The organism is Glutamicibacter sp. NPDC087661, from assembly GCF_044743275.1.
In the GTDB taxonomy this organism is placed as follows: Bacteria; Actinomycetota; Actinomycetes; order Actinomycetales; family Micrococcaceae; genus Glutamicibacter.
Genome location: NZ_JBIUWE010000001.1, coordinates 1380986 through 1397874 on the forward strand (window position 1 = coordinate 1380986; position 16889 = coordinate 1397874).

The 16889-nt window shown below is 61.8% G+C and carries 21 protein-coding genes; 11 read left to right on the top strand and 10 right to left on the bottom strand.

The features are described 5' to 3' along the window. Position 1 precedes the first annotated feature (1 nt). Together ACIOTN_RS06465 and ACIOTN_RS06470 are read left to right on the top strand one after the other, a co-directional pair. Positions 2–424, top strand: a complete 423-nt coding sequence (locus ACIOTN_RS06465; RefSeq protein ID WP_105658061.1) for an organic hydroperoxide resistance protein — start codon at positions 2–4, stop codon at positions 422–424. Beyond that, positions 417–854: a hypothetical protein gene (locus tag ACIOTN_RS06470; protein WP_402734950.1), complete on the top strand. Its 438-nt coding sequence runs from the start codon at positions 417–419 to the stop codon at positions 852–854. Before ACIOTN_RS06465 ends, ACIOTN_RS06470 begins: the two co-directional genes overlap by 8 nt. 71 nt (positions 855–925) lie before the next feature. Here ACIOTN_RS06470 and ACIOTN_RS06475 read toward each other — a convergent pair whose 3' ends face one another. The 3 genes from ACIOTN_RS06475 to ACIOTN_RS06485 all read right to left on the bottom strand — a co-directional run bounded on the left by ACIOTN_RS06475 (position 926) and on the right by ACIOTN_RS06485 (position 2640). Then, positions 926–1198 (bottom strand): hypothetical protein, encoded by a 273-nt coding sequence (locus ACIOTN_RS06475; RefSeq protein WP_402734951.1) that lies wholly within the window; start codon positions 1196–1198, stop codon positions 926–928. 72 nt (positions 1199–1270) lie between these two features. Next, positions 1271–1720: a hypothetical protein gene (locus ACIOTN_RS06480; protein ID WP_402734952.1), complete on the bottom strand. Its 450-nt coding sequence runs from the start codon at positions 1718–1720 to the stop codon at positions 1271–1273. Beyond that, on the bottom strand, positions 1717–2640 hold the full coding sequence (locus ACIOTN_RS06485; protein ID WP_402734953.1) for an ATP-binding cassette domain-containing protein: 924 nt from the start codon (positions 2638–2640) through the stop codon (positions 1717–1719). The genes ACIOTN_RS06480 and ACIOTN_RS06485 overlap by 4 nt, the downstream gene beginning before the upstream one ends. A gap of 140 nt (positions 2641–2780) precedes the next feature. Here ACIOTN_RS06485 and ACIOTN_RS06490 point away from each other — a divergent pair, with 140 nt between their 5' ends. From ACIOTN_RS06490 to ACIOTN_RS06500, 3 genes are read left to right on the top strand one after another with little or no spacing between them, the layout of a single operon-like run. Continuing rightward, entirely contained in the window at positions 2781–4130 is a 1350-nt protein-coding gene (locus ACIOTN_RS06490) for a sensor histidine kinase (RefSeq protein WP_402734954.1), read from the top strand. Between the two features lie 15 nt (positions 4131–4145). After that, positions 4146–4310, top strand: coding sequence for a hypothetical protein (locus ACIOTN_RS06495; RefSeq protein ID WP_286134522.1), 165 nt, complete (start codon positions 4146–4148; stop codon positions 4308–4310). Beyond that, complete coding sequence (locus ACIOTN_RS06500) at positions 4268–4822, top strand: response regulator transcription factor (RefSeq protein ID WP_286134521.1); 555 nt, start codon at positions 4268–4270, stop codon at positions 4820–4822. Before ACIOTN_RS06495 ends, ACIOTN_RS06500 begins: the two co-directional genes overlap by 43 nt. Here the strand turns inward: ACIOTN_RS06500 and soxR are convergent. Further along, entirely contained in the window at positions 4803–5312 is a 510-nt protein-coding gene (gene soxR / locus ACIOTN_RS06505) for a redox-sensitive transcriptional activator SoxR (protein ID WP_105661092.1), read from the bottom strand. The genes ACIOTN_RS06500 and soxR overlap by 20 nt on opposite strands. 87 nt (positions 5313–5399) lie before the next feature. Here soxR and ACIOTN_RS06510 point away from each other — a divergent pair, with 87 nt between their 5' ends. The 5 genes from ACIOTN_RS06510 to ACIOTN_RS06530 all read left to right on the top strand — a co-directional run bounded on the left by ACIOTN_RS06510 (position 5400) and on the right by ACIOTN_RS06530 (position 8903). After that, positions 5400–5633, top strand: a complete 234-nt coding sequence (locus ACIOTN_RS06510) for a hypothetical protein (protein WP_402734955.1) — start codon at positions 5400–5402, stop codon at positions 5631–5633. Between the two features lie 185 nt (positions 5634–5818). Then, positions 5819–6952 (top strand): LLM class flavin-dependent oxidoreductase, encoded by a 1134-nt coding sequence (locus tag ACIOTN_RS06515; protein ID WP_105661548.1) that lies wholly within the window; start codon positions 5819–5821, stop codon positions 6950–6952. Then, the gene (locus tag ACIOTN_RS06520; protein WP_105658053.1) at positions 6936–7394 is read left to right on the top strand and encodes a MarR family winged helix-turn-helix transcriptional regulator; all 459 of its coding nucleotides are present in this window, start codon (positions 6936–6938) and stop codon (positions 7392–7394) included. The genes ACIOTN_RS06515 and ACIOTN_RS06520 overlap by 17 nt, the downstream gene beginning before the upstream one ends. Positions 7395–7516: 122 nt before the next feature. Beyond that, positions 7517–8200 carry a hypothetical protein gene (locus tag ACIOTN_RS06525; RefSeq protein ID WP_105661090.1) on the top strand — a complete coding sequence of 228 codons (684 nt, stop codon included), beginning with the start codon at positions 7517–7519 and terminating at the stop codon, positions 8198–8200. Positions 8201–8309: 109 nt separating this feature from the next. Further along, positions 8310–8903: a dihydrofolate reductase family protein gene (locus ACIOTN_RS06530; RefSeq protein WP_402697539.1), complete on the top strand. Its 594-nt coding sequence runs from the start codon at positions 8310–8312 to the stop codon at positions 8901–8903. A gap of 13 nt (positions 8904–8916) precedes the next feature. Here ACIOTN_RS06530 and ACIOTN_RS06535 read toward each other — a convergent pair whose 3' ends face one another. Beyond that, positions 8917–9393 carry an SRPBCC domain-containing protein gene (locus tag ACIOTN_RS06535; protein WP_105658050.1) on the bottom strand — a complete coding sequence of 159 codons (477 nt, stop codon included), beginning with the start codon at positions 9391–9393 and terminating at the stop codon, positions 8917–8919. Positions 9394–9462: 69 nt separating this feature from the next. Next, entirely contained in the window at positions 9463–9972 is a 510-nt protein-coding gene (locus ACIOTN_RS06540; protein ID WP_166650847.1) for a GNAT family N-acetyltransferase, read from the bottom strand. Positions 9973–10421: 449 nt separating this feature from the next. Between ACIOTN_RS06540 and ACIOTN_RS06545 the strand changes: the two genes are divergently transcribed. Beyond that, positions 10422–11849 (top strand): D-alanyl-D-alanine carboxypeptidase family protein, encoded by a 1428-nt coding sequence (locus ACIOTN_RS06545; RefSeq protein ID WP_402734956.1) that lies wholly within the window; start codon positions 10422–10424, stop codon positions 11847–11849. Positions 11850–11914: 65 nt separating this feature from the next. Here the strand turns inward: ACIOTN_RS06545 and ACIOTN_RS06550 are convergent, their stop codons facing one another. From ACIOTN_RS06550 to nadA, 4 genes are read right to left on the bottom strand one after another with little or no spacing between them, the layout of a single operon-like run. Then, positions 11915–13057 carry a cysteine desulfurase family protein gene (locus ACIOTN_RS06550; protein WP_402734957.1) on the bottom strand — a complete coding sequence of 381 codons (1143 nt, stop codon included), beginning with the start codon at positions 13055–13057 and terminating at the stop codon, positions 11915–11917. After that, on the bottom strand, positions 13054–13920 hold the full coding sequence (gene nadC / locus ACIOTN_RS06555; protein ID WP_332499035.1) for a carboxylating nicotinate-nucleotide diphosphorylase: 867 nt from the start codon (positions 13918–13920) through the stop codon (positions 13054–13056). The genes ACIOTN_RS06550 and nadC overlap by 4 nt, the downstream gene beginning before the upstream one ends. After that, positions 13917–15560 (bottom strand): L-aspartate oxidase, encoded by a 1644-nt coding sequence (gene nadB / locus ACIOTN_RS06560; protein WP_402734958.1) that lies wholly within the window; start codon positions 15558–15560, stop codon positions 13917–13919. The genes nadC and nadB overlap by 4 nt, the downstream gene beginning before the upstream one ends. Then, entirely contained in the window at positions 15557–16840 is a 1284-nt protein-coding gene (nadA, locus tag ACIOTN_RS06565; RefSeq protein WP_332489029.1) for a quinolinate synthase NadA, read from the bottom strand. Before nadA ends, nadB begins: the two co-directional genes overlap by 4 nt. Between the last annotated feature and the right edge of the window lie 49 nt (positions 16841–16889).

Sequence of the window (16889 nt, forward strand, 5' to 3'; positions counted from 1 at the left end):
CATGGAAACCCTGTACACCGCTGAATCCCTGTCCACCGGCCAAGGCCGCGAAGGCCGCGTCCAGACCCCGGACGGCAAGCTCGATCTGGCCCTGGCCTCCCCGGCAGAACTGGGCGGCTCGGGAGCCGGCACCAACCCGGAACAGTTGTTCGCCGCGGGCTACGCCGCCTGCTTCCACTCGGCATTGAATATGGTAGCGCGCGGCCGCAAGGTCAAGATCGAGGACTCCAGCGTCGGCGGCCGAGTCCACCTGAACCGCGACGGAGAGAACGGGTTCAAGCTCTCGGTTGAGCTGGAAGTCATCATTCCCGGCATGGAACCCGCACTGGCCCAGGAACTGGCCGATGCGGCCCACCAGGTCTGCCCCTACTCCAATGCCACCCGCGGCAACATCGATGTCCTGGTCAGCGTCAGCGATGACTAGGTCCCCGGCGGCGAAGCCCCTGGGAATTGCCCGGCACGGCGCACGGATTGCGCTCGGGGCATTCCTGGGCTTCGCCGGGGTCAGCCACCTGACCTTTGCCCGCGAGGAATTCCGCGCCCAGGTCCCGGACTTCGTCCCGCTGGATCCGGACCTGACGGTCATGCTTTCCGGTGTCGCCGAAATCGGCCTGGGACTTTCCTTGCTGGCGCTGCTCAAGAAGCGGGTCGCCGTGGGCTGGATCGCCGCGCTCTTCTTCGTCGCGGTGTTCCCCGGCAATCTCGCCCAGTGGCAGGAGGGACGCGACGCGTTCGGCCTGGACACCGACGGGAAACGGCTTGCCCGGCTCTTCTTCCAGCCAGCGCTGGTAGCGCTTGCACTGTGGAGCACCGCCGCATGGCGGGACCGTGCCCAGCTTCGGTCCAAGGCCTAGCAACGCCAGAAAAGTGCGCACAGCGGGGTATCGGGCATCACGCCCGATACCCCGCTGTGCGCTGCCTGCGGCTAGGCGTCGCGCCGCTTCAGCGAAACATATCCGGCTCCGAGCAGGGCCACGGCCCAGCCTGCCAGCACCAGCAGCGCCGCTGCCGGTCCATAGGGTTCGGTGGCGCCGGTGGCCATGAACGTCGCCGCATTGCTGGGCAGGTAGTCGGCCACCGTCTGCACCCATGAGAAGGGAATCAGCTGCAGGATCTGTGGCAGCCCGATCACCAGCATGATCGCCGAGACGATCGCCCCGGCCGAGTTCCGGCACAGCAGCCCGAGCCCGAGCACCATCAAGCTCAGCAGCGCCAGGTAGGTTCCGGCGCCCAGGCAGGCCGAAACCAGGTCGGAGACGGTGAAGGTTCCCTACGGCCCCGCGCTGAGCGCTGCCGGAATGGTGCCCACGCCGATCATGGCCACCCCGGCAGCGAAACCGAGCCCGGAGAGCAGCAGCGCCTTCGCTGCCAGCAGCAGCCCACGGCGCGGTACCGCTTGCAAGGAGGTGGTGATGGTGCCGCTGGAGTACTCGCTGGTGATGTGCAGGGCCGCCGCGGCAGCGAAGAACAACTGGCCGAATTGCAGGGTTGAGAAAACCATCAGCGGGGCAGGCATCGCCGCGTCGAAGCCATTGTCCCCGCTGGCTTTCGCACTGGCACCCAGCAGCCACCCCAGGGCGATGGACAACGCGATTCCCAAGGCATAAAGCCAGAGCAGCGACCGCAGCCCGAAGAATTTAGCGGCCTCGGCGCGGGCCGCCGCCAGCAGCTCTGCGCCCAGGTATCCGGATGCGGACTCTTTGATCTGCAGCGTGCTCATTTGCTTCCCGCTCCCCTAGCTGATTCGGCGGAGTACTCCACCATGCCATGTGTCAATTGGTTGTAGGCGTTTTCCAGCGATCCGTGGGCAACGCTCAGTTCATGCAGCTCGATGCCATGGGCGAAGGCCAGCCCACCGACATTTTCCAGAGGCAGGCCGATGACCTCCAGCCGGTCCTCGCCAGCGTTCAGCTCGATGCCCGGTCGCTGCAGGAGTCCGGCGAGCGCCGCGAGCTGCGGCGAACGCACCGTAATGACCTGCTGGGTGAATTGCCTGATCAGCTCCCTGGTGGGGGCTTGGGCGATCAGCTCTCCACGGCCTATCAGGATCAGCTGGTCCGCGACCTGCTGCACCTCGCTCATCAGGTGGCTGGAGACGAAGACGGTCCCGCCGCGATCCGCCCGGGCGCGCAGCAGCTGCCTAATCCAGACGATCCCTTCGGCGTCCAGCCCGTTCATCGGCTCGTCCAGGACCAGGATCTGCGGATCGCCCAGCAGCGCCGCGGCAATGCCCAGGCGCTGGCGCATGCCCAGCGAGAATCCGCCGATCCGCTGGGTGCCCACGGACTGCAGCCCGACGTCGGCCAGTACCTCATCCACCCGGGTTCCCGGGATCCGGTTGCTTTGCGCCAGGGATCCGAGGAAGGTGCGCGGGGTGTGCCCCGGATGCCCCGCCGTGCCGCAGATGTGCGCTCCGAGAACCTGCAGCGGGTAGCGCAGCTGCGCGTAGGGAACCGAGTTGACCAGTGCCCGCCCGCTGCTTGGCGCGTCCAGTCCGAGGATCATCCGCATGGTGGTCGATTTGCCGGCCCCGTTGGGTCCGAGGAATCCGGTCACCTGCCCGGGTTCTATGGTGGCGGTCAGCGCATTGACTGCGCGGGTGGCGCCGAAGTCCTTGCTCAGCGCTTCAAGTGCGATCATGGTGTGCTCCTTTGGTTCTGCGCTCAACCCTAGGATTCGCCCGGGCCGCCGCGCACCGGCTGGAAGTCGGCCAACGCGCGGCCCCGAACCCCTGCCTTGGTCGGTGTCTGGCTGCGCCGATTCTGCGTAGCATGTTGATCATGACTACCTCGTGGAAGCAGCCGGTCCTGTTGCTGCTGCTGGCCCTGTGCGCCTATCTGGTTCCCATCTCCACGAACGGGGCCTGGGTTGTGCTCGCTCCCCTGGCCGCGGCCTGCAGCTACCTGGCCGGACGGCATGTTTCCGCGCTGGCCCATGGATTGCTGGCCCTCGGGGCAGGGACGCTGGCCTCCGGGGTGACGCTGGCATGGTCCTCGCACCTGAGCCTGCTGGCCTTCGCACTGAATATCCTTACGGGCCTGGTGCTTTTCGCGCTGCTGCCCTGGTGGGCGGGCCGGGCGCGGCGCAATGCGGTGCTGTTCCGCAGCGAGGAGCGCCGGCATGTGGTGGTGCAAGCCGAGCTGCGGGAAAGGGCGCGCATTGCCGAAGCCATGCATGACCAGCTGGGCCACGATCTGGCGCTGCTGGCACTGTCCACCGGCGGGCTGCAGGTGTCCTTGGAAAAGGGCACGCCGGCCTACGAACAGGCAAAGCGGATCCGCGAGCAGGCCGATGAGTCCATCGAGCATCTGCACCAGATCATCGGGGTGCTGCACGAGGACGGCGAACAAGCGCCGCTGGGCCCGGCAGGTTCATCGCTGGAGCAGCTGGTCGAACAGGCCCGGGCCAAGGGCATGACGATCAATTTCTCCCGGAAGGGCCCCTCGTTCCGGGCCCCCGGATCCATCCGGTGGGCCGCGGTGCTGCGCCAGGTGGCTCAGGAGGCGTTGACCAATGCGGCGAAGTACGCGCCGCATGCCGAGGTGGACCTCGAGCTCGATACGCGCTCAGAGCAGGCGGTGCTGAGCATTTCCAATCCGCTGCATGGCCCCCTGCCTCCCAGCCGGGTTGGGGCCACCGGGATAGCTTCGCTGCGCGGCACCCTCGAAGCTGCCGGAGGCTCGCTGGCGGTGCACCGCACCAAGGAGCGTTTCGAACTGCGCGCTTCCATTGCCCAGGCATCCCCGCGCCAGGCGCCTGCCGGGGTGCAGCCGCCGGTGAAGCGCACGAGCACCTCGATGCTGGTGCTGATGCCGGCCCTCGCCGTCACGGTGATTGCCGCGGCCCTGCTGCTGTTGCAGCATGCCACCTACCAGGCCACCGCCCTGCACCCCTCGGACTTCCAGAAGCTCTCGGTGGGCATGGACGCACGGCAGGTTGCTTCGCTGGTCCACGCCCCGGGCCTGGATGAGCCGCTTCCCGTGATCGACGAGCCGGCACCGCCAGGGGATGCGCAGTGCCGCTACTATGCGGCCCGGACCGGGCTGCTGGATCTGGGCAGCGAGATGTTCCGCCTGTGCTTCACCGAAAACGTACTGGTTTCCACCGACCACCTCTACCCCGCCGGCTAGCCAAAGGAACTGCAGATGAGCATGGACACCCCCGTCAGCGTCCTGCTAGTGGATGACGATGCGCTGATCCGCGCCGGGCTGCGCGCGATCCTGTCCAGCGACCCGGGCATCTTCATTGCCGGGGAAGCGGAGAACGGGTGCGCGCCATCGAACTGGCCGCGCGCCTGGACCCCTCGGTGATCCTGATGGATATCCGCATGCCGCAGCTCGACGGACTGGGAGCCATGGAAGCCATCCTGGGCCAGGCTCCGGAAACCAAGGTGCTGGTCCTGACCACCTTCGGTGAGGAGGAATACATCGACCGGGCCATGTCCGGCGGAGCCTGCGGATTCATGCTCAAGAGCTCGGGACCCGAGGAACTGCTTGGCGCCATCCACGCGGTGGCCGAAGGCGCAGCAGCGCTCTCCCCGCGCATTGCCCGGAGGGTGATCGACAAGGTGCGCGGGATCGACACCGCCGCGCAGTCCCGGGCCCGGTCCCTGGTCCACGGCTTGACCGTGCGCGAACGCGAGGTCTTGGCGCTGGTGGGCCAGAGCCTGTCCAATGCGGAGATTGCCGCCCGGCTGGTGCTCACCGAGGCGACAGTCAAGGGGCATATGACCGCGATCCTGCTCAAGCTCGGTGCCCGCAACCGCGTGGAGGCCGCCCTGATTGCCTATCAGGGCGGAATCGTCACTCCACGGCGCCGGTAACCCCGTGGTTGGAGTTCGCATCGAGTTTGCGGATCCAGCGAGAGCCTTCGCCTTCCGCGGCGGCCTCGTCTCCGGGGTTGACCAGCGAGCAATTCTTGATCGACAGGCATCCGCAGCCGATGCATCCATCCAGCGAATCCCGCAGCGATTCGAGCTGCAGCATGCGGCGATCGATGATCTTCTTCCAATGCATGCTGAGCTGTTCCCATTCGTTCTGCCGTGGCGCCCGGTCCTCGGGCAGCTCGCCCAACGTGCCGGCGATTTCAGCCAGGGTCAGGCCCACGCGCTGGCCAGCAGCGATAATCGCCAGCCTGCGCAGCGTGTGCTTGGGGAACACGCGCATGTTCCCGTTGGTCCGCGTGGAGAAAATCAGGTTCCGCGACTCGTAGTACCTGATCGCCGCCACTGATACCCCCGCGCGCCGAGCGAGATCCCCGATGCCTAATTGGCTTTTCCTTGTTGGAACTGCGGACTGGCTGGAGGATGTCATATGAGGAATTATTCAGGTCCGGCCGCTTGACCTCAAGTTAGCTGGAGCCTGTTGGCTGTCGTATGAACTTCTACGAAAGGCCAACTCATGACCGCAACCCAGATTCCGCCATGCACCATCCTGTTCGCTCGCATCCAGGAGCAGCAGTCCGGTACGGATACCGGATCCGCGCTGACTGCGCGCCAGCTGCGACGGGCTTTGCGCCAGTTGCGCAAGCACAGGCGCAATTGCCGGTGCGCGTCAGGGCAGCCCTCTTTGGAACCGGCCCACGAGCAAGGCAACTTGTTCTGGGGTGCAGGTTTCATCCCCACCCGCCGTTGACTCATTGCTCATTGACTCGTTGCACGTTGCCGGCAGTGCGGCGGGCACCCGCCGGACGGTGCACCCCAGGAAGAAAGATCTCCGAGGAGCCCGGGAATATTTGACGCATCAACTTGTTATTACATGCATACGCATATAAATTGGTGGCAGGACATAACGCTTGCACCAGGAAAACAGGAGTGGACATGCAATTCGGAGTATTCTCAGTCAGCGACATCACCCGCGACCCGACTACCGGCCGCATCCCTACCGAAAAAGAGCGCATCGACGCATCGGTGGCGATCGCCAAGAAGGTCGAAGAAATCGGCATGGACGTCTACGCCATCGGCGAGCACCACAACCGCCCGTTCTTCTCCTCCTCCCCTACCACCACGCTGGCCTACATTGCCGCCCAGACCGAGCGCATCATCCTTTCCACCACGACCACGCTGATCACCACCAATGACCCGGTGAAGATCGCCGAGGACTTCGCCATGCTCCAGCACCTGGCAGATGGACGAGTGGACCTGGTTCTGGGCCGCGGCAACACCGGGCCGGTCTACCCATGGTTCGGCAAGAACATGCAGGACTCGGTCAACCTGACCGTGGAGAACTACCACCTGCTGCGCCGCCTGTGGGATGAGGACGTGGTGAACTGGGAAGGCAAGTTCCGCACCCCGCTGCAGAACTTCACCTCCACCCCGCGCCCGCTCGATGACGTGGCACCATTCGTCTGGCACGGCTCGATCCGCACCCCGCAGGTAGCAGAAATCGCCGCCTACTACGGTGACGGCTTCTTCGCCAACAACATCTTCTGGCCAAAGGAGCACTACCAGCAGCTGATCAACCTGTACCGCGAGCGCTACGAGCACTATGGGCACGGACGCGCCGACCAGGCCGTGGTTGGCCTGGGCGGCCAGTTCTACATGGCCAAGGATTCCCAGCAGGCAGTCAAGGAATTCCGCCCGTACTTCGATAACGCCCCGGTCTACGGCCATGGCCCGTCGCTGGAAGACTTCACCTCCCAGACCCCGCTGACCGTTGGCTCCCCGCAGCAGGTGCTGGAGAAGACGCTGTCCTTCCAGGAGTACTTCGGCAGCTACCAGCGACAGCTGTTCCTCATCGACCATGCCGGCCTGCCGCTGAAGACCGTGCTGAACCAGCTGGACCTGTTCGGCGAGTACGTACTGCCTGAACTGCGCAAGGAAATGGATTCCCGGGCACCGAAGGACCTTACCCCGGCTCCTACCCATGCGGGATTGGTTGCTGCTCGCGACGCTAAACTGGAAGCTGAGCAAGCAAACACCAAGGAGCCTGTAGCAAGTGACCGGGACCAGTAATCCAGCAGCCTCATTGAAGGTCGCCACCGATGCCTGGGAGGCTCTTTTCCGGGCACAGGTGGCGGTCATGCGCCAGATCACCGCAATGCCGGAGTTCGGCAAGCTGTCCATGCGCGAGTACGACGTGCTGTTCAACTTGCGCACCTGCCCCGGCGGCAAAAGCCGGATGGTAGACCTGAACAAGCAGTTGCTGATTTCGCAGCCCAGCCTCAGCCGCATGGTCACCCGATTGGAAGACCAGGGGCTGGTAGTTCGCGAGGCCGACCCGGATGACCACCGTGCCATGCAGCTCTCGCTGACCGAGGCAGGCCGCAAGCTCCAGCAGGAAATCGGAAGGGAGCACGTCAAGCATCTGCACAATTTGCTGGGCACCGCACTGACCGAAGAAGAATTCCATGAGTTGGAACGCTTGAGCACCAAACTGCGTGAAGCGGTGCAGTAGCTTTTGCCCCAGCCCGGAAGGACATGCCATAGGCAGCTCCTTCCGGGCTCCCGGGCATTCCATGGGATTAAATTGATTCAGCATCAACTGTTCAATCACGGCGCACAGAAGGCAGAACACTCTTGAAGGACGAAAAGCTATTCAGCTTGGAAGAAGCTGCCAGCACCCTTGGCGTAGAAACCAAGGAGTTGCGCAGCTATCTGCGCCAGCATCGTCCCAAGGGCGCCATCCAGAAGCCGCCTCAGCCAGGTGGCAACTGGCATGTCTCCGCCGCTTTGCAGACCCAACTTCAGTTCGCCGGCGCGCCGGGGCTGGAAATTTCCCTCACGCCCATTGACGACCAGGTCATTGAATCCCTGGACTGGTCGCCGTGGGACTCCTTTGAAGCCACCGCCGACTCGGCGCCAGTGGCCCCGGGCGTCTACATGTTCCGCCGCGCGGGCGCCTCGGACCATGAGCCAATCTACGTGGGCCAGGCTGGTGAACGCAGCGGCAAGGGACTTCGCGGAAGACTGAAGATCTATTCCAGCGGCCAGGGCGCGACCTCCGGCATGGGCAAGTACGCTTTTGACGAAGGACTAGCGGATCCCCAGTGGCTGCGGGACCTGGCAATCGAGGCGGACCGCGGTGAATCCCGCTCAATCCAGCAAGTGGCACGCCTGGCCATTGACCGCTTGAATCTTGAAGGCCGGTGGGTCACCTGCATCCACCGCAAGGCGGCCCTGCTCCTGGAAGCAGCGCTGATCCGGAAATACCACTTGTCGCTGTGGAATGTTGCCGGTGCGCCAAAAGACGTGGAGAGCTAGGCGTCTGGGTGCATTGTCCCGAACCTGGGCTTGATTCTGCCTCCGGGCAGGTTCATTGTAGGAGTAGCCACTCTCCCGCCGGCATGTAGGTTGAATCGAGGCATTTGCCATGGGCTCGGTAGTTTGCGATGTCACCGTCTCCCTGGACGGATTCTGCGCTGGACCCAATCAGAGCATGGATAATCCGCTGGGCGAGGGAGCCGAAGCCCTGCACCGCTGGCAGTTTGAGCGCCTCGACGAGAACCAGGCGGAAATTTCCGCTATTACCGAAGCCTCGGCTTTCATCATGGGGAGCAAGATGTTCGGCCCTCCAGCCGGTGAGGACGACGCCGACTGGATCGGGTGGTGGGGAGAGACCCCTCCGTACCATGCCCCGGTCTTCGTGCTCAGCCACCATCCGAAGCCGATGCTCTGCCTGGAGGGCGGGACCAGCTTCCAATTCGTCCCCGATGGGATCGAGGAAGCCCTCGCCGAAGCCCAGGAAGCGGCGGGAGAGAATCCAGTGGCCATCGCCGGTGGAGCAAACACCATTGTGCAGTTCTTGCGAGCCGGCCTCATTGACGAGCTGCGGCTGCATATCGCGCCCATCCGCCTCGGGCATGGCGAACCGATCAGCGTTGAAGATATAGAAACGCATATGGACCGCGTGTCACGGCGCGAAACGACGCTTGCCACGCACGTCTACTACCAGCGCCGCCGCTAGCTGCCGATCCCGGCTATTTGTAGAACCCCTCGCGGAGGTTGATCCCGTATTCCAGCCACGCCTTCATCGCGGCCAGCATCCCGGTCCAGCCCTCGCAATTCCCAAAGGCAGCCTTGGCTCCTTCGGAGGTCGCCACCCAGCTGGCCTCGCTGATGGTCACCTTGGTTCGGGTGCTGTCTTCCAGTGAAGCGAATTCGAACGTCACGGTATTCATGCCATCGGCAGCAGTGGATTGCTGGCCGCCCCATTGCAGGACAATACGCTTTGGCTCTTCCACTTCCACGATCTTGACCGGGAACGGGCCGGGGAAATCATGGAAGTCCCAGGTCACGGTGGCACCGTTTTCCATGTGCCCGGATGCTCCGCCGGTAGTGAAGTAATGGGAAAGCTGTTCTGGATCAGCCACAGCTTCGTATACTTGCCTGATCGATTTGGAAATGATTCCCGACACGGTGAAGGACAGTTCGCGAAGCTCTTCATGTGGTTCCATAAGACAGGTTTACGCCCGAAGAGCACTAGTGACAATAGATATGGGAAAATTCCCAGCGAAAATTAGCGTTTAGACACCAAACGGCTTGGCATAGCGGTAGTTGCCGCGCGGCAGGCGGTTATCGTCGAAGACCCGCACCATGAAGTGCTCGCCCCATGAGGTGCGCGTAGGCAGGATCCCGCGACCTTGCGCCGCTTCGTAGCCGAAGCGGCGGTAGTAGCCAGGGGCGCCCAGCAGAACGATACCGCTGATGCTTTCTTGCTCGGCCCTGTCATGAATTTCTTGCATCAGGATCGACCCGACACCTCGGTGCTGGTATTCCGGGGCGACAGCTAGCGGGCCAAGTCCCAGCAAGGGTTCCCCGTTCACTTCTCCCCATGTAGCGATGACGTGCCCAATGACCGTTGTGTCATCCAGGGCAACGATTGAGAAACGGTTATCGTACTGGTCGCAGTCGAATAGACGCTGCAGCAGTCCGACTTCCTCAGGCTCAACCATCGGATCGATGCCGGAGAACGCAGCATGGGTTATTGCATACACCGCAGCTCGGTCATCGAAGACTTCTGGACGGATACGCATGCACGCAAACCTACCAAATCTCGCCGAGCTAGAAAAATTGGCCCTTCGTGTTCTTCCACCAACTTGACTCCAGGAACGGGGCATTTTCCTGGCGGCTGGCGTGAGGATTGCGACTTCTTGCAAGCAAAGTTCAGCGAGCATTTTCCCAGGCCGCGCTCCTTGCGGCACGCCTGGCCGACTGGAAAACCCAGTTGCGAAGACCCTGCGGCCACGGCCCATGGAATACTTGCGGTGCCTCAAGTGGGAGGCCGTTTATCCATATCCACACCGCCAGCAGCAACTGGTTGCCGGCCTCTGGCGCCAAGTGCGGAACTGCCGCGCTAGTTGATTCAAAAGATGCGCCCAACGAGACTATTCCTTCTCTAACGTTTGCAGTAACGTCTTGAACGAGTCATGGATAGATGATGGAATGATGGTCGCATCGCTTGTCACCTCTATCGGAGAGTTCCATGAAACTGCCTCGGGCGTTCAAGACTTCAATGGCTGCCGTCCTGTCGGCCGCACTGCTTGCAACAGTGCTTCCGGCAACCCCGGCACTAGCCGCAGCCCCTGCTCCAGCAACTTCAGCGGTACAGGCTCAGGCACTGGCAGTTGATGGCGGACTGCAGATTGCCGCCAAGAAAATCCAGCGCAATCCGAGCAAGGATGACGTCTTCGTCAACAAGAAGTACCCGCTCAGTCCCGTTAAGTACGCACCGAAGACGGTAGCGGTCAAGGGCACCAACGTCCGGCTAAAGTCCTCGGCGGCCAAGGCCTACAGCAAGATGGCCAAGGCAGCTGCGAAGGACGGTGTCAAGATCCGGGCTGTCAGCGGTTATCGTTCATACAACCGCCAGGCTGAGCTGTTCAACTACTACACCCGCATCTATGGCAAGAGCTACGCTTCACGCATCTCCGCTGTACCGGGCACCAGCGAGCACCAGACTGGCCTGGCCATTGACGTGGGAAATGCCAACGGCGCTTGCGGTTTGCAGGCCTGCTTCGCCAACACTCCCGTGGGCAAGTGGGTCGGCAAGAACGCACACAAGTACGGCTTCATCATGCGCTACCAGAAGGGCCAGGAATCCGTCACGGGCTACTCCTATGAGCCGTGGCACTTCCGCTACCTGGGTACCTCCTTGGCCAAGAGCGTGAAGAACTCCGGCGCCAAGAGCCTCGAAGCCTTCTATGGGGTTTCTGGCAAGAAAGCCAAGAGCACTCCCAAGCAGACCAAGGGCACAGCGCGGACCACCGCGAATCTGAATATGCGCACCGGGGCAGGCGCCGGAAACCGACTGTTGGTGACCATCCCGAAAGGCAAGAGCGTCCAACTGACCGGATCCAAGAAGTCCGGTTGGTACCAGATTCGCTACAGCTCGAAAACCGGTTGGGTATCGGGCAAGTACCTGAAGAACATCTCGATGCCGGCAGCACCGAAGAAGGATTCGAAGAAGAGCGCGCCTCAGAAGAGCACCAGCAATGCCAAGTCTGCCAAGACCACTGCGAACTTGAATATGCGTGCCGGGGCAGGCACCAGCCATCGCGTCGTGCTGACTATTCCGAATGGCAAGAAGGTCGCCGTTCGCGGCGCAAAGAAGTCCGGCTGGTACCCGGTGAAGTACGCAGGGAAGAATGGCTGGGTCTCGGGCACCTACCTGAGCAATTTCTCCTCCTCCGGGACTGCACCGAAGACCACCAATCCCAAGAGCTCAAAGTCCTCGTCTAAGAAGACCATCGCGAACCTGAACATGCGCAGTGGTGCGGGAACAGGCAAGCGTGTCATCCTCACTATTCCCAAAGGAAAGACGGTGACCATCCGCGGCTCGAAGAAGTCCGGCTGGTACCCGGTGAAGTACGCCGGGAAGAACGGCTGGGTCTCCGGCACGTACTTGCGCTAGGGCGCCGGCATCGGCTGGCTGCAGTCCTGCTTCCAAGAACTTTTCTGTTCCGGGAAGCAGGATTTTCAGCTTAGGAGCCCGGAGACACAGGAAACTACAGCCGAGGCCACCTGGCTGATCTCATTTTCTTTTGCGGTGCGCGTGAACGAAAGACGGACAGCAGTATGGGCCAGTTCTTCTTCGTAGCCCATCGCAGTGAGTACCGCTGAAGGATCGGTCGAGCCTGCTGCGCAAGCAGAACCTGAAGAGCATAGGACTCCCTTGCGGGCCAATTCAATCAGCACAGTTTCACCGGCGGTCTTCGGGAAGATGAAGGAGACTATGCCGCCAACACGATGTTCCGGATCCCCTGTCAGCTGGACGCTGCCCGGATGCTTGGCATTGAGTTCCTTGAGAATCCGTTCAACCAGGTACGGGCCAAAGCTTTCGCCCAGTCCTGCTTCGCGCTGTGCGCTCGCTGCCTGCAATGCCGCGGCCACGCCGACGGCCGCCGCCGGGTTCTCGGTTCCCGAACGCATTCCGCCCTGCTGCCCGCCACCGTGCAGTAGCGGCACGAAGCGATGCTCGGCGGATAGGTACAGCGCTCCGCTGCCCTTGAGGCTGCCGATCTTGTGCCCGGAAATGCTCAACGCGTCCACTGCGGCGCACAACGGTTTGAGATCGATCCAGCCGGCGGCCTGCACGGCGTCCGTATGCATGATCGCCCCAGCTTTGCGGGCCAGTTGGGCAACTTGCACTACCGGTTGAATGGTGCCGACTTCATTGTTCACCGCCATCACCGAAACCACGGCAACAGCTGCATCGATCAGCTGACGGGCTGCATCCACATCGACTAGCCCCGTGGACGATACCGGGATGACGCGGTGTTCGAATCCGTGAAATTCAACAAGGTATTTGCAGGCTTCCAGCACCGCTGGATGCTCAATGGAGCTTGAGACCACCACACGTCCACGGGGGTTGGCCAAGGCCGCCCCGATCACGGCAGTGTTGGCTCCCTCGGTGCCGCCGGAAGTGAAATAGACTTCCTCTGCTGCCACGCCCAGCTGGCTAGCCAGCTGCGTTCTTGCCCAGTCGTTAGCCCGCTTGGCTTGCTGCCCGGCTTCGTGCAAAGAGGCCGGATTACCGAAATCCATGGTCAACAACGGATTGAGCATGTCGAGAACGTCTTGGCGAGGTGGCGCGGTGGATGCGGCATCCATGTAGATCATGCAATAACCATATCCAGTCCAAGGTCAATTGCTTTCACCGAGTGTGTAATGGCACCCGAGGAAATGACATCAACACCGGCTTCAGCGACAGCCACGACTGTTGATGCGTTGATGTTTCCGCTGGCTTCTACTACTGCTTGCCCGTTGATCAGTTCAATGGCTGCGGGAATGTCAGCGGGATCAAAGTTATCCAGCATGATGATGTCCACTCCGGCGGCGAGCACTGGTGGAATCTGTGCAATGGAATCTACTTCAACTTCCATCGACGTGGTGTGCCCCAGCCGCGCACGTACCGACTTCAGGGCAGCGGTAAGCTGCTCTCCGTTATCCAGCAAAGCGAGGTGGTTGTCCTTGGCCATGAAAGCATCCGACAGGTTGTCACGGTGGTTGACTCCCCCACCGCAGCGCACTGCGTAGCGTTCAAGGACGCGAAGGCCTGGCGTAGTTTTCCGGGTATCGACAATGCGGGCTTTGGTATGCGCAACCAGGCCGACGAGCTCAGCGGTCGCCGTCGCGATGGCACACATGCGCTGCAGGAGATTGAGCCCCACGCGTTCAGCGGTCAGCAAGCTCGCCGCCGGCCCGGAGACCTTGAGCAAGCTGTCACCGGCGGCAAACGTGTCTCCGTCGGCAATCAGCTGCTCTACCTCCAGCTGCGCATCGACTAGCTGCATAGTCCGGGTAAATACTGCCCCTCCGGAGAGTACGCCTGGCTGGCGGGCCTGCACCACGGCGGTAGCTGTCGCGCCTTCGGGAACGATGGTAAGTGCGGTGATATCGCCGCGCGGATTGTCCTCGGCGAGCGCCAGCTCGATGATGCGGTCCATGGCAGCGTTGGGTACCGGATGGATCAAAGTGTTCACGCGTTCATTTCCTTGCTCAAAAGGTTCTCGTTGTTCAGCTCGCTTGGGTGCAGGGTCCAGCCATAGCGCACACCCTCATCTGACAGGCTGCTGGTGAATTCGGTTGAATCCAAGCGGTGGTGTGCACCCAGGCTTTTTGTGCGTGCCATGGAACCTGCAGCGATGATCCTTGCAGCGATCCACAGATTGCGCAGTTCCGCCTGCTCTCGCGCAGTGGCAGCGACAGGCGCGCTCGTCGCCAGTATCTGGGCCATTTCTTCGAGCTCCTCGCCGGTGCGGTAGACACCAAGTTTGCTGCTGGCTGCCGTTTGCAGCTGTTCAAGATCCAGGGGTGCTTCCGGGGCAGGCTCGGAGAGTTGCTGGATAGTCAGCGCATCGGTATTGCAGCGAGCATCTGGTGGGTCGCTGATCAAGGCCAGGATGGCTTCTCGGGCAAAAATCATTGCTTCCAGCAAGGAGTTGCTGGCCAAGCGGTTGGCACCATGAACTGTCGTGTTGGCGCATTCGCCGGCCGCATAGAGGCCTGGGACAGAGGTTCGTCCTGAGATGTCGGTGTGGATCCCGCCCATGAAGTAGTGCTGGGCCGCTACCACCGGAATCAGGTCATGAGCCATGTCCAGGCCGGAGCCGCCCGCGGTGCAACTTGCGAGCCGGGCGGTGATGGATGGGAAACGGCCTGCGAGGAATCCTGTGCCACGCGTTTCTTCCACGGCCCGCGCATCAAGGTAGACCTGGTGCCCGGCTTGGATCTGTTCATGGATGCCTCGGGCCACGACATCACGGGGTGCCAGCTCAGCATCCGGGTGAATTCCAGGCATGAAGCGCTGCCCGGCGTCATTGACCAAAATGGCACCTTCACCACGTACGGCTTCGGAAACCATCCCGGCTTCTGGATATCGGGCGGGGTCAACCAGCGTTGGATGGAACTGGATGAATTCGGCATCCGCGATGACAGCACCTGCCCGGGCGGCCAGTCCCAGGCCGTCGGCGGTTGCTCCCTGAGGATTGGTGGTCGCTGAATACAACTGGCCCAGTCCACCGGTAGCCAGCAGGATCGCTTCTGCCAGGAGCAGTTGTTCTGCCTCGTTGCGCAAGTAGTGCACCCCTGAGACTTTTCCATCATGCAGCTGGAGTTCGGTGGCAACTGCATCCTCGAAGATGCTGAGCTTGTTTGCAGTTTCCAGTTGGCGCACGGCACGAACCAAGGTTTGCACCAATGAAGCGCCGGTGGCATCCCCATTGATATGCAGAATACGGTGTGCGCTGTGCGCGGCTTCAAGGCCAAGCTGGTAGGAGCCATCTGCATTGCGGTCAAAATCCACTGCATAGGATTCCAAAGCCTGCACTAGCTCTTCGCCTGAGGAACACAGGTGTTCCACCGGTTCCACGCCGCAGTGGCCCGCGCCAGCTTTGAGCGTATCGGCAACGTGTTTGGAAACAGAGTCGCCTTGGGCCATGGATGCTCCGGTAACAGCTGATAGCCCGCCCTGCGCGAGCTCAGAGTTCGAGTCCCCCAGTTTCCCTTTGGTCAGCAATACCGGCTGGATGCCCAGCTCTACGGCGTGCAAAGCTGCGCACAGTCCAGCCACACCGGAGCCGACGATCACCAGCTTCTTCGGTTCTTGTTGGACCTGGCTCATGGCTTGGCAGCTAGCATGCGCTCCAGGGCGATCTTTGCATCCCCTTGTTGTTCCTTCGGTACCGAAATTTGGTTGACCACTCGTCCGGCAACCAGCTCTTCGAGCACCCAGGCAAGGTAGCCCGGGTGGATTCGGTACATCGTGGAGCATGGGCAGATCACTGGATCAAGGCAGAAGATGTTGTGCTGCGGGTACTGGGCAGCCAAGCGGTTGACCATATTAATTTCGGTACCGATGGCAAAAGCAGTTGGCTCGGTAGCAGCGGCAATAGCCTTTTGGATGTAGTCGGTAGAGCCGGCTTCATCTGCCGCGTCCACAACTTCCATGGGGCATTCCGGATGCACAATCACGCGCACGCCAGGGAAATCCTCACGCGCCTTGGCGATCTGCGCGGGGTTGAAGCGCTTGTGCACGGAGCAGAAGCCGTGCCACAAAATGACCTTGGCATCGAGCAGCGTGTCAGCTTCGTTGCCGCCCAATTCCTTGCGCGGAGTCCACATCGGCATCTGCTCCAGGGGAATGCCCATGGCCTTAGCGGTGTTGCGTCCAAGGTGCTGGTCCGGGAAAAACAGGACGCGGCGTCCTCGCTCGAAAGCCCACTCCAGAACAGTTGCAGCGTTGGAGGAGGTGCAGACCAGTCCGCCGTTGCGACCGACAAAGGCCTTAAGCTCTGCAGAGCAGTTCATGTAGGTCACCGGAATGACCGGCATCCGCCCATCATCAGCTTCATCCGCATATAGGGCGGTGAGCTCTTCCCAGCACTTTTGCACGCTCGGACCGTCTGCCATGTCTGCCATGGAGCAACCTGCTGCAAGATTCGGAAGGATCACCGATTGGTCCTCGCGGCTGAGAATATCTGCCGTTTCGGCCATGAAGTGCACACCGCAGAACACGATGGCTTCCGCCTTGTCTCGGGTCAATGCTGCGTTGGCCAGCTGGAAGGAGTCACCCACGAAATCCGCATATTTCACCACTTCATCGCGCTGGTAGAAGTGCCCTAGGATCACTGCCCTGTCCCCCAGGGTTTCTTTGGCAGCAATGATGCGAGTATCAAGCTCGGCGTCGCTAGCCTCCAGGTATTCCTCTGGGATGGAACCCTGCACCGGGTAACCAGCTGGAACCGAATCCTCTTGGGAGGCACCTGGCCCGTAGCCCGCAGGGGTGTCCCACGGGTTGGAGGCCAGATCGGTGGAGCAGGTGGATTCCGGAGCCAGCAGATTGAGCCGAGCGATGTTCTGGGCTACCGAGGCATTGGCGTTGTCAGTGATTTGGGTGCTCATGGGTTCGTCCGTTTCTTACAGGATGACGGTGAAAAGTATGAATGGTGCT

Excerpts from the sequence above, each read along its gene's own strand:
- ACIOTN_RS06465 (WP_105658061.1), top strand. The coding sequence starts at position 2 with ATGGAAACCCTGTACACCGCTGAATCCCTGTCCACCGGCCAAGGCCGC.
- ACIOTN_RS06470 (WP_402734950.1), top strand. The coding sequence starts at position 417 with ATGACTAGGTCCCCGGCGGCGAAGCCCCTGGGAATTGCCCGGCACGGC.
- ACIOTN_RS06475 (WP_402734951.1), bottom strand. The coding sequence starts at position 1,198 with ATGGTGCTCGGGCTCGGGCTGCTGTGCCGGAACTCGGCCGGGGCGATC.
- ACIOTN_RS06480 (WP_402734952.1), bottom strand. The coding sequence starts at position 1,720 with ATGAGCACGCTGCAGATCAAAGAGTCCGCATCCGGATACCTGGGCGCA.
- ACIOTN_RS06485 (WP_402734953.1), bottom strand. The coding sequence starts at position 2,640 with ATGATCGCACTTGAAGCGCTGAGCAAGGACTTCGGCGCCACCCGCGCA.
- ACIOTN_RS06490 (WP_402734954.1), top strand. The coding sequence starts at position 2,781 with ATGACTACCTCGTGGAAGCAGCCGGTCCTGTTGCTGCTGCTGGCCCTG.
- ACIOTN_RS06495 (WP_286134522.1), top strand. The coding sequence starts at position 4,146 with ATGAGCATGGACACCCCCGTCAGCGTCCTGCTAGTGGATGACGATGCG.
- soxR (WP_105661092.1), bottom strand. The coding sequence starts at position 5,312 with ATGACATCCTCCAGCCAGTCCGCAGTTCCAACAAGGAAAAGCCAATTA.
- ACIOTN_RS06510 (WP_402734955.1), top strand. The coding sequence starts at position 5,400 with ATGACCGCAACCCAGATTCCGCCATGCACCATCCTGTTCGCTCGCATC.
- ACIOTN_RS06515 (WP_105661548.1), top strand. The coding sequence starts at position 5,819 with ATGCAATTCGGAGTATTCTCAGTCAGCGACATCACCCGCGACCCGACT.
- ACIOTN_RS06530 (WP_402697539.1), top strand. The coding sequence starts at position 8,310 with ATGGGCTCGGTAGTTTGCGATGTCACCGTCTCCCTGGACGGATTCTGC.
- ACIOTN_RS06535 (WP_105658050.1), bottom strand. The coding sequence starts at position 9,393 with ATGGAACCACATGAAGAGCTTCGCGAACTGTCCTTCACCGTGTCGGGA.
- ACIOTN_RS06540 (WP_166650847.1), bottom strand. The coding sequence starts at position 9,972 with ATGCGTATCCGTCCAGAAGTCTTCGATGACCGAGCTGCGGTGTATGCA.
- ACIOTN_RS06545 (WP_402734956.1), top strand. The coding sequence starts at position 10,422 with ATGAAACTGCCTCGGGCGTTCAAGACTTCAATGGCTGCCGTCCTGTCG.
- ACIOTN_RS06550 (WP_402734957.1), bottom strand. The coding sequence starts at position 13,057 with ATGATCTACATGGATGCCGCATCCACCGCGCCACCTCGCCAAGACGTT.
- nadB (WP_402734958.1), bottom strand. The coding sequence starts at position 15,560 with ATGAGCCAGGTCCAACAAGAACCGAAGAAGCTGGTGATCGTCGGCTCC.
- nadA (WP_332489029.1), bottom strand. The coding sequence starts at position 16,840 with ATGAGCACCCAAATCACTGACAACGCCAATGCCTCGGTAGCCCAGAAC.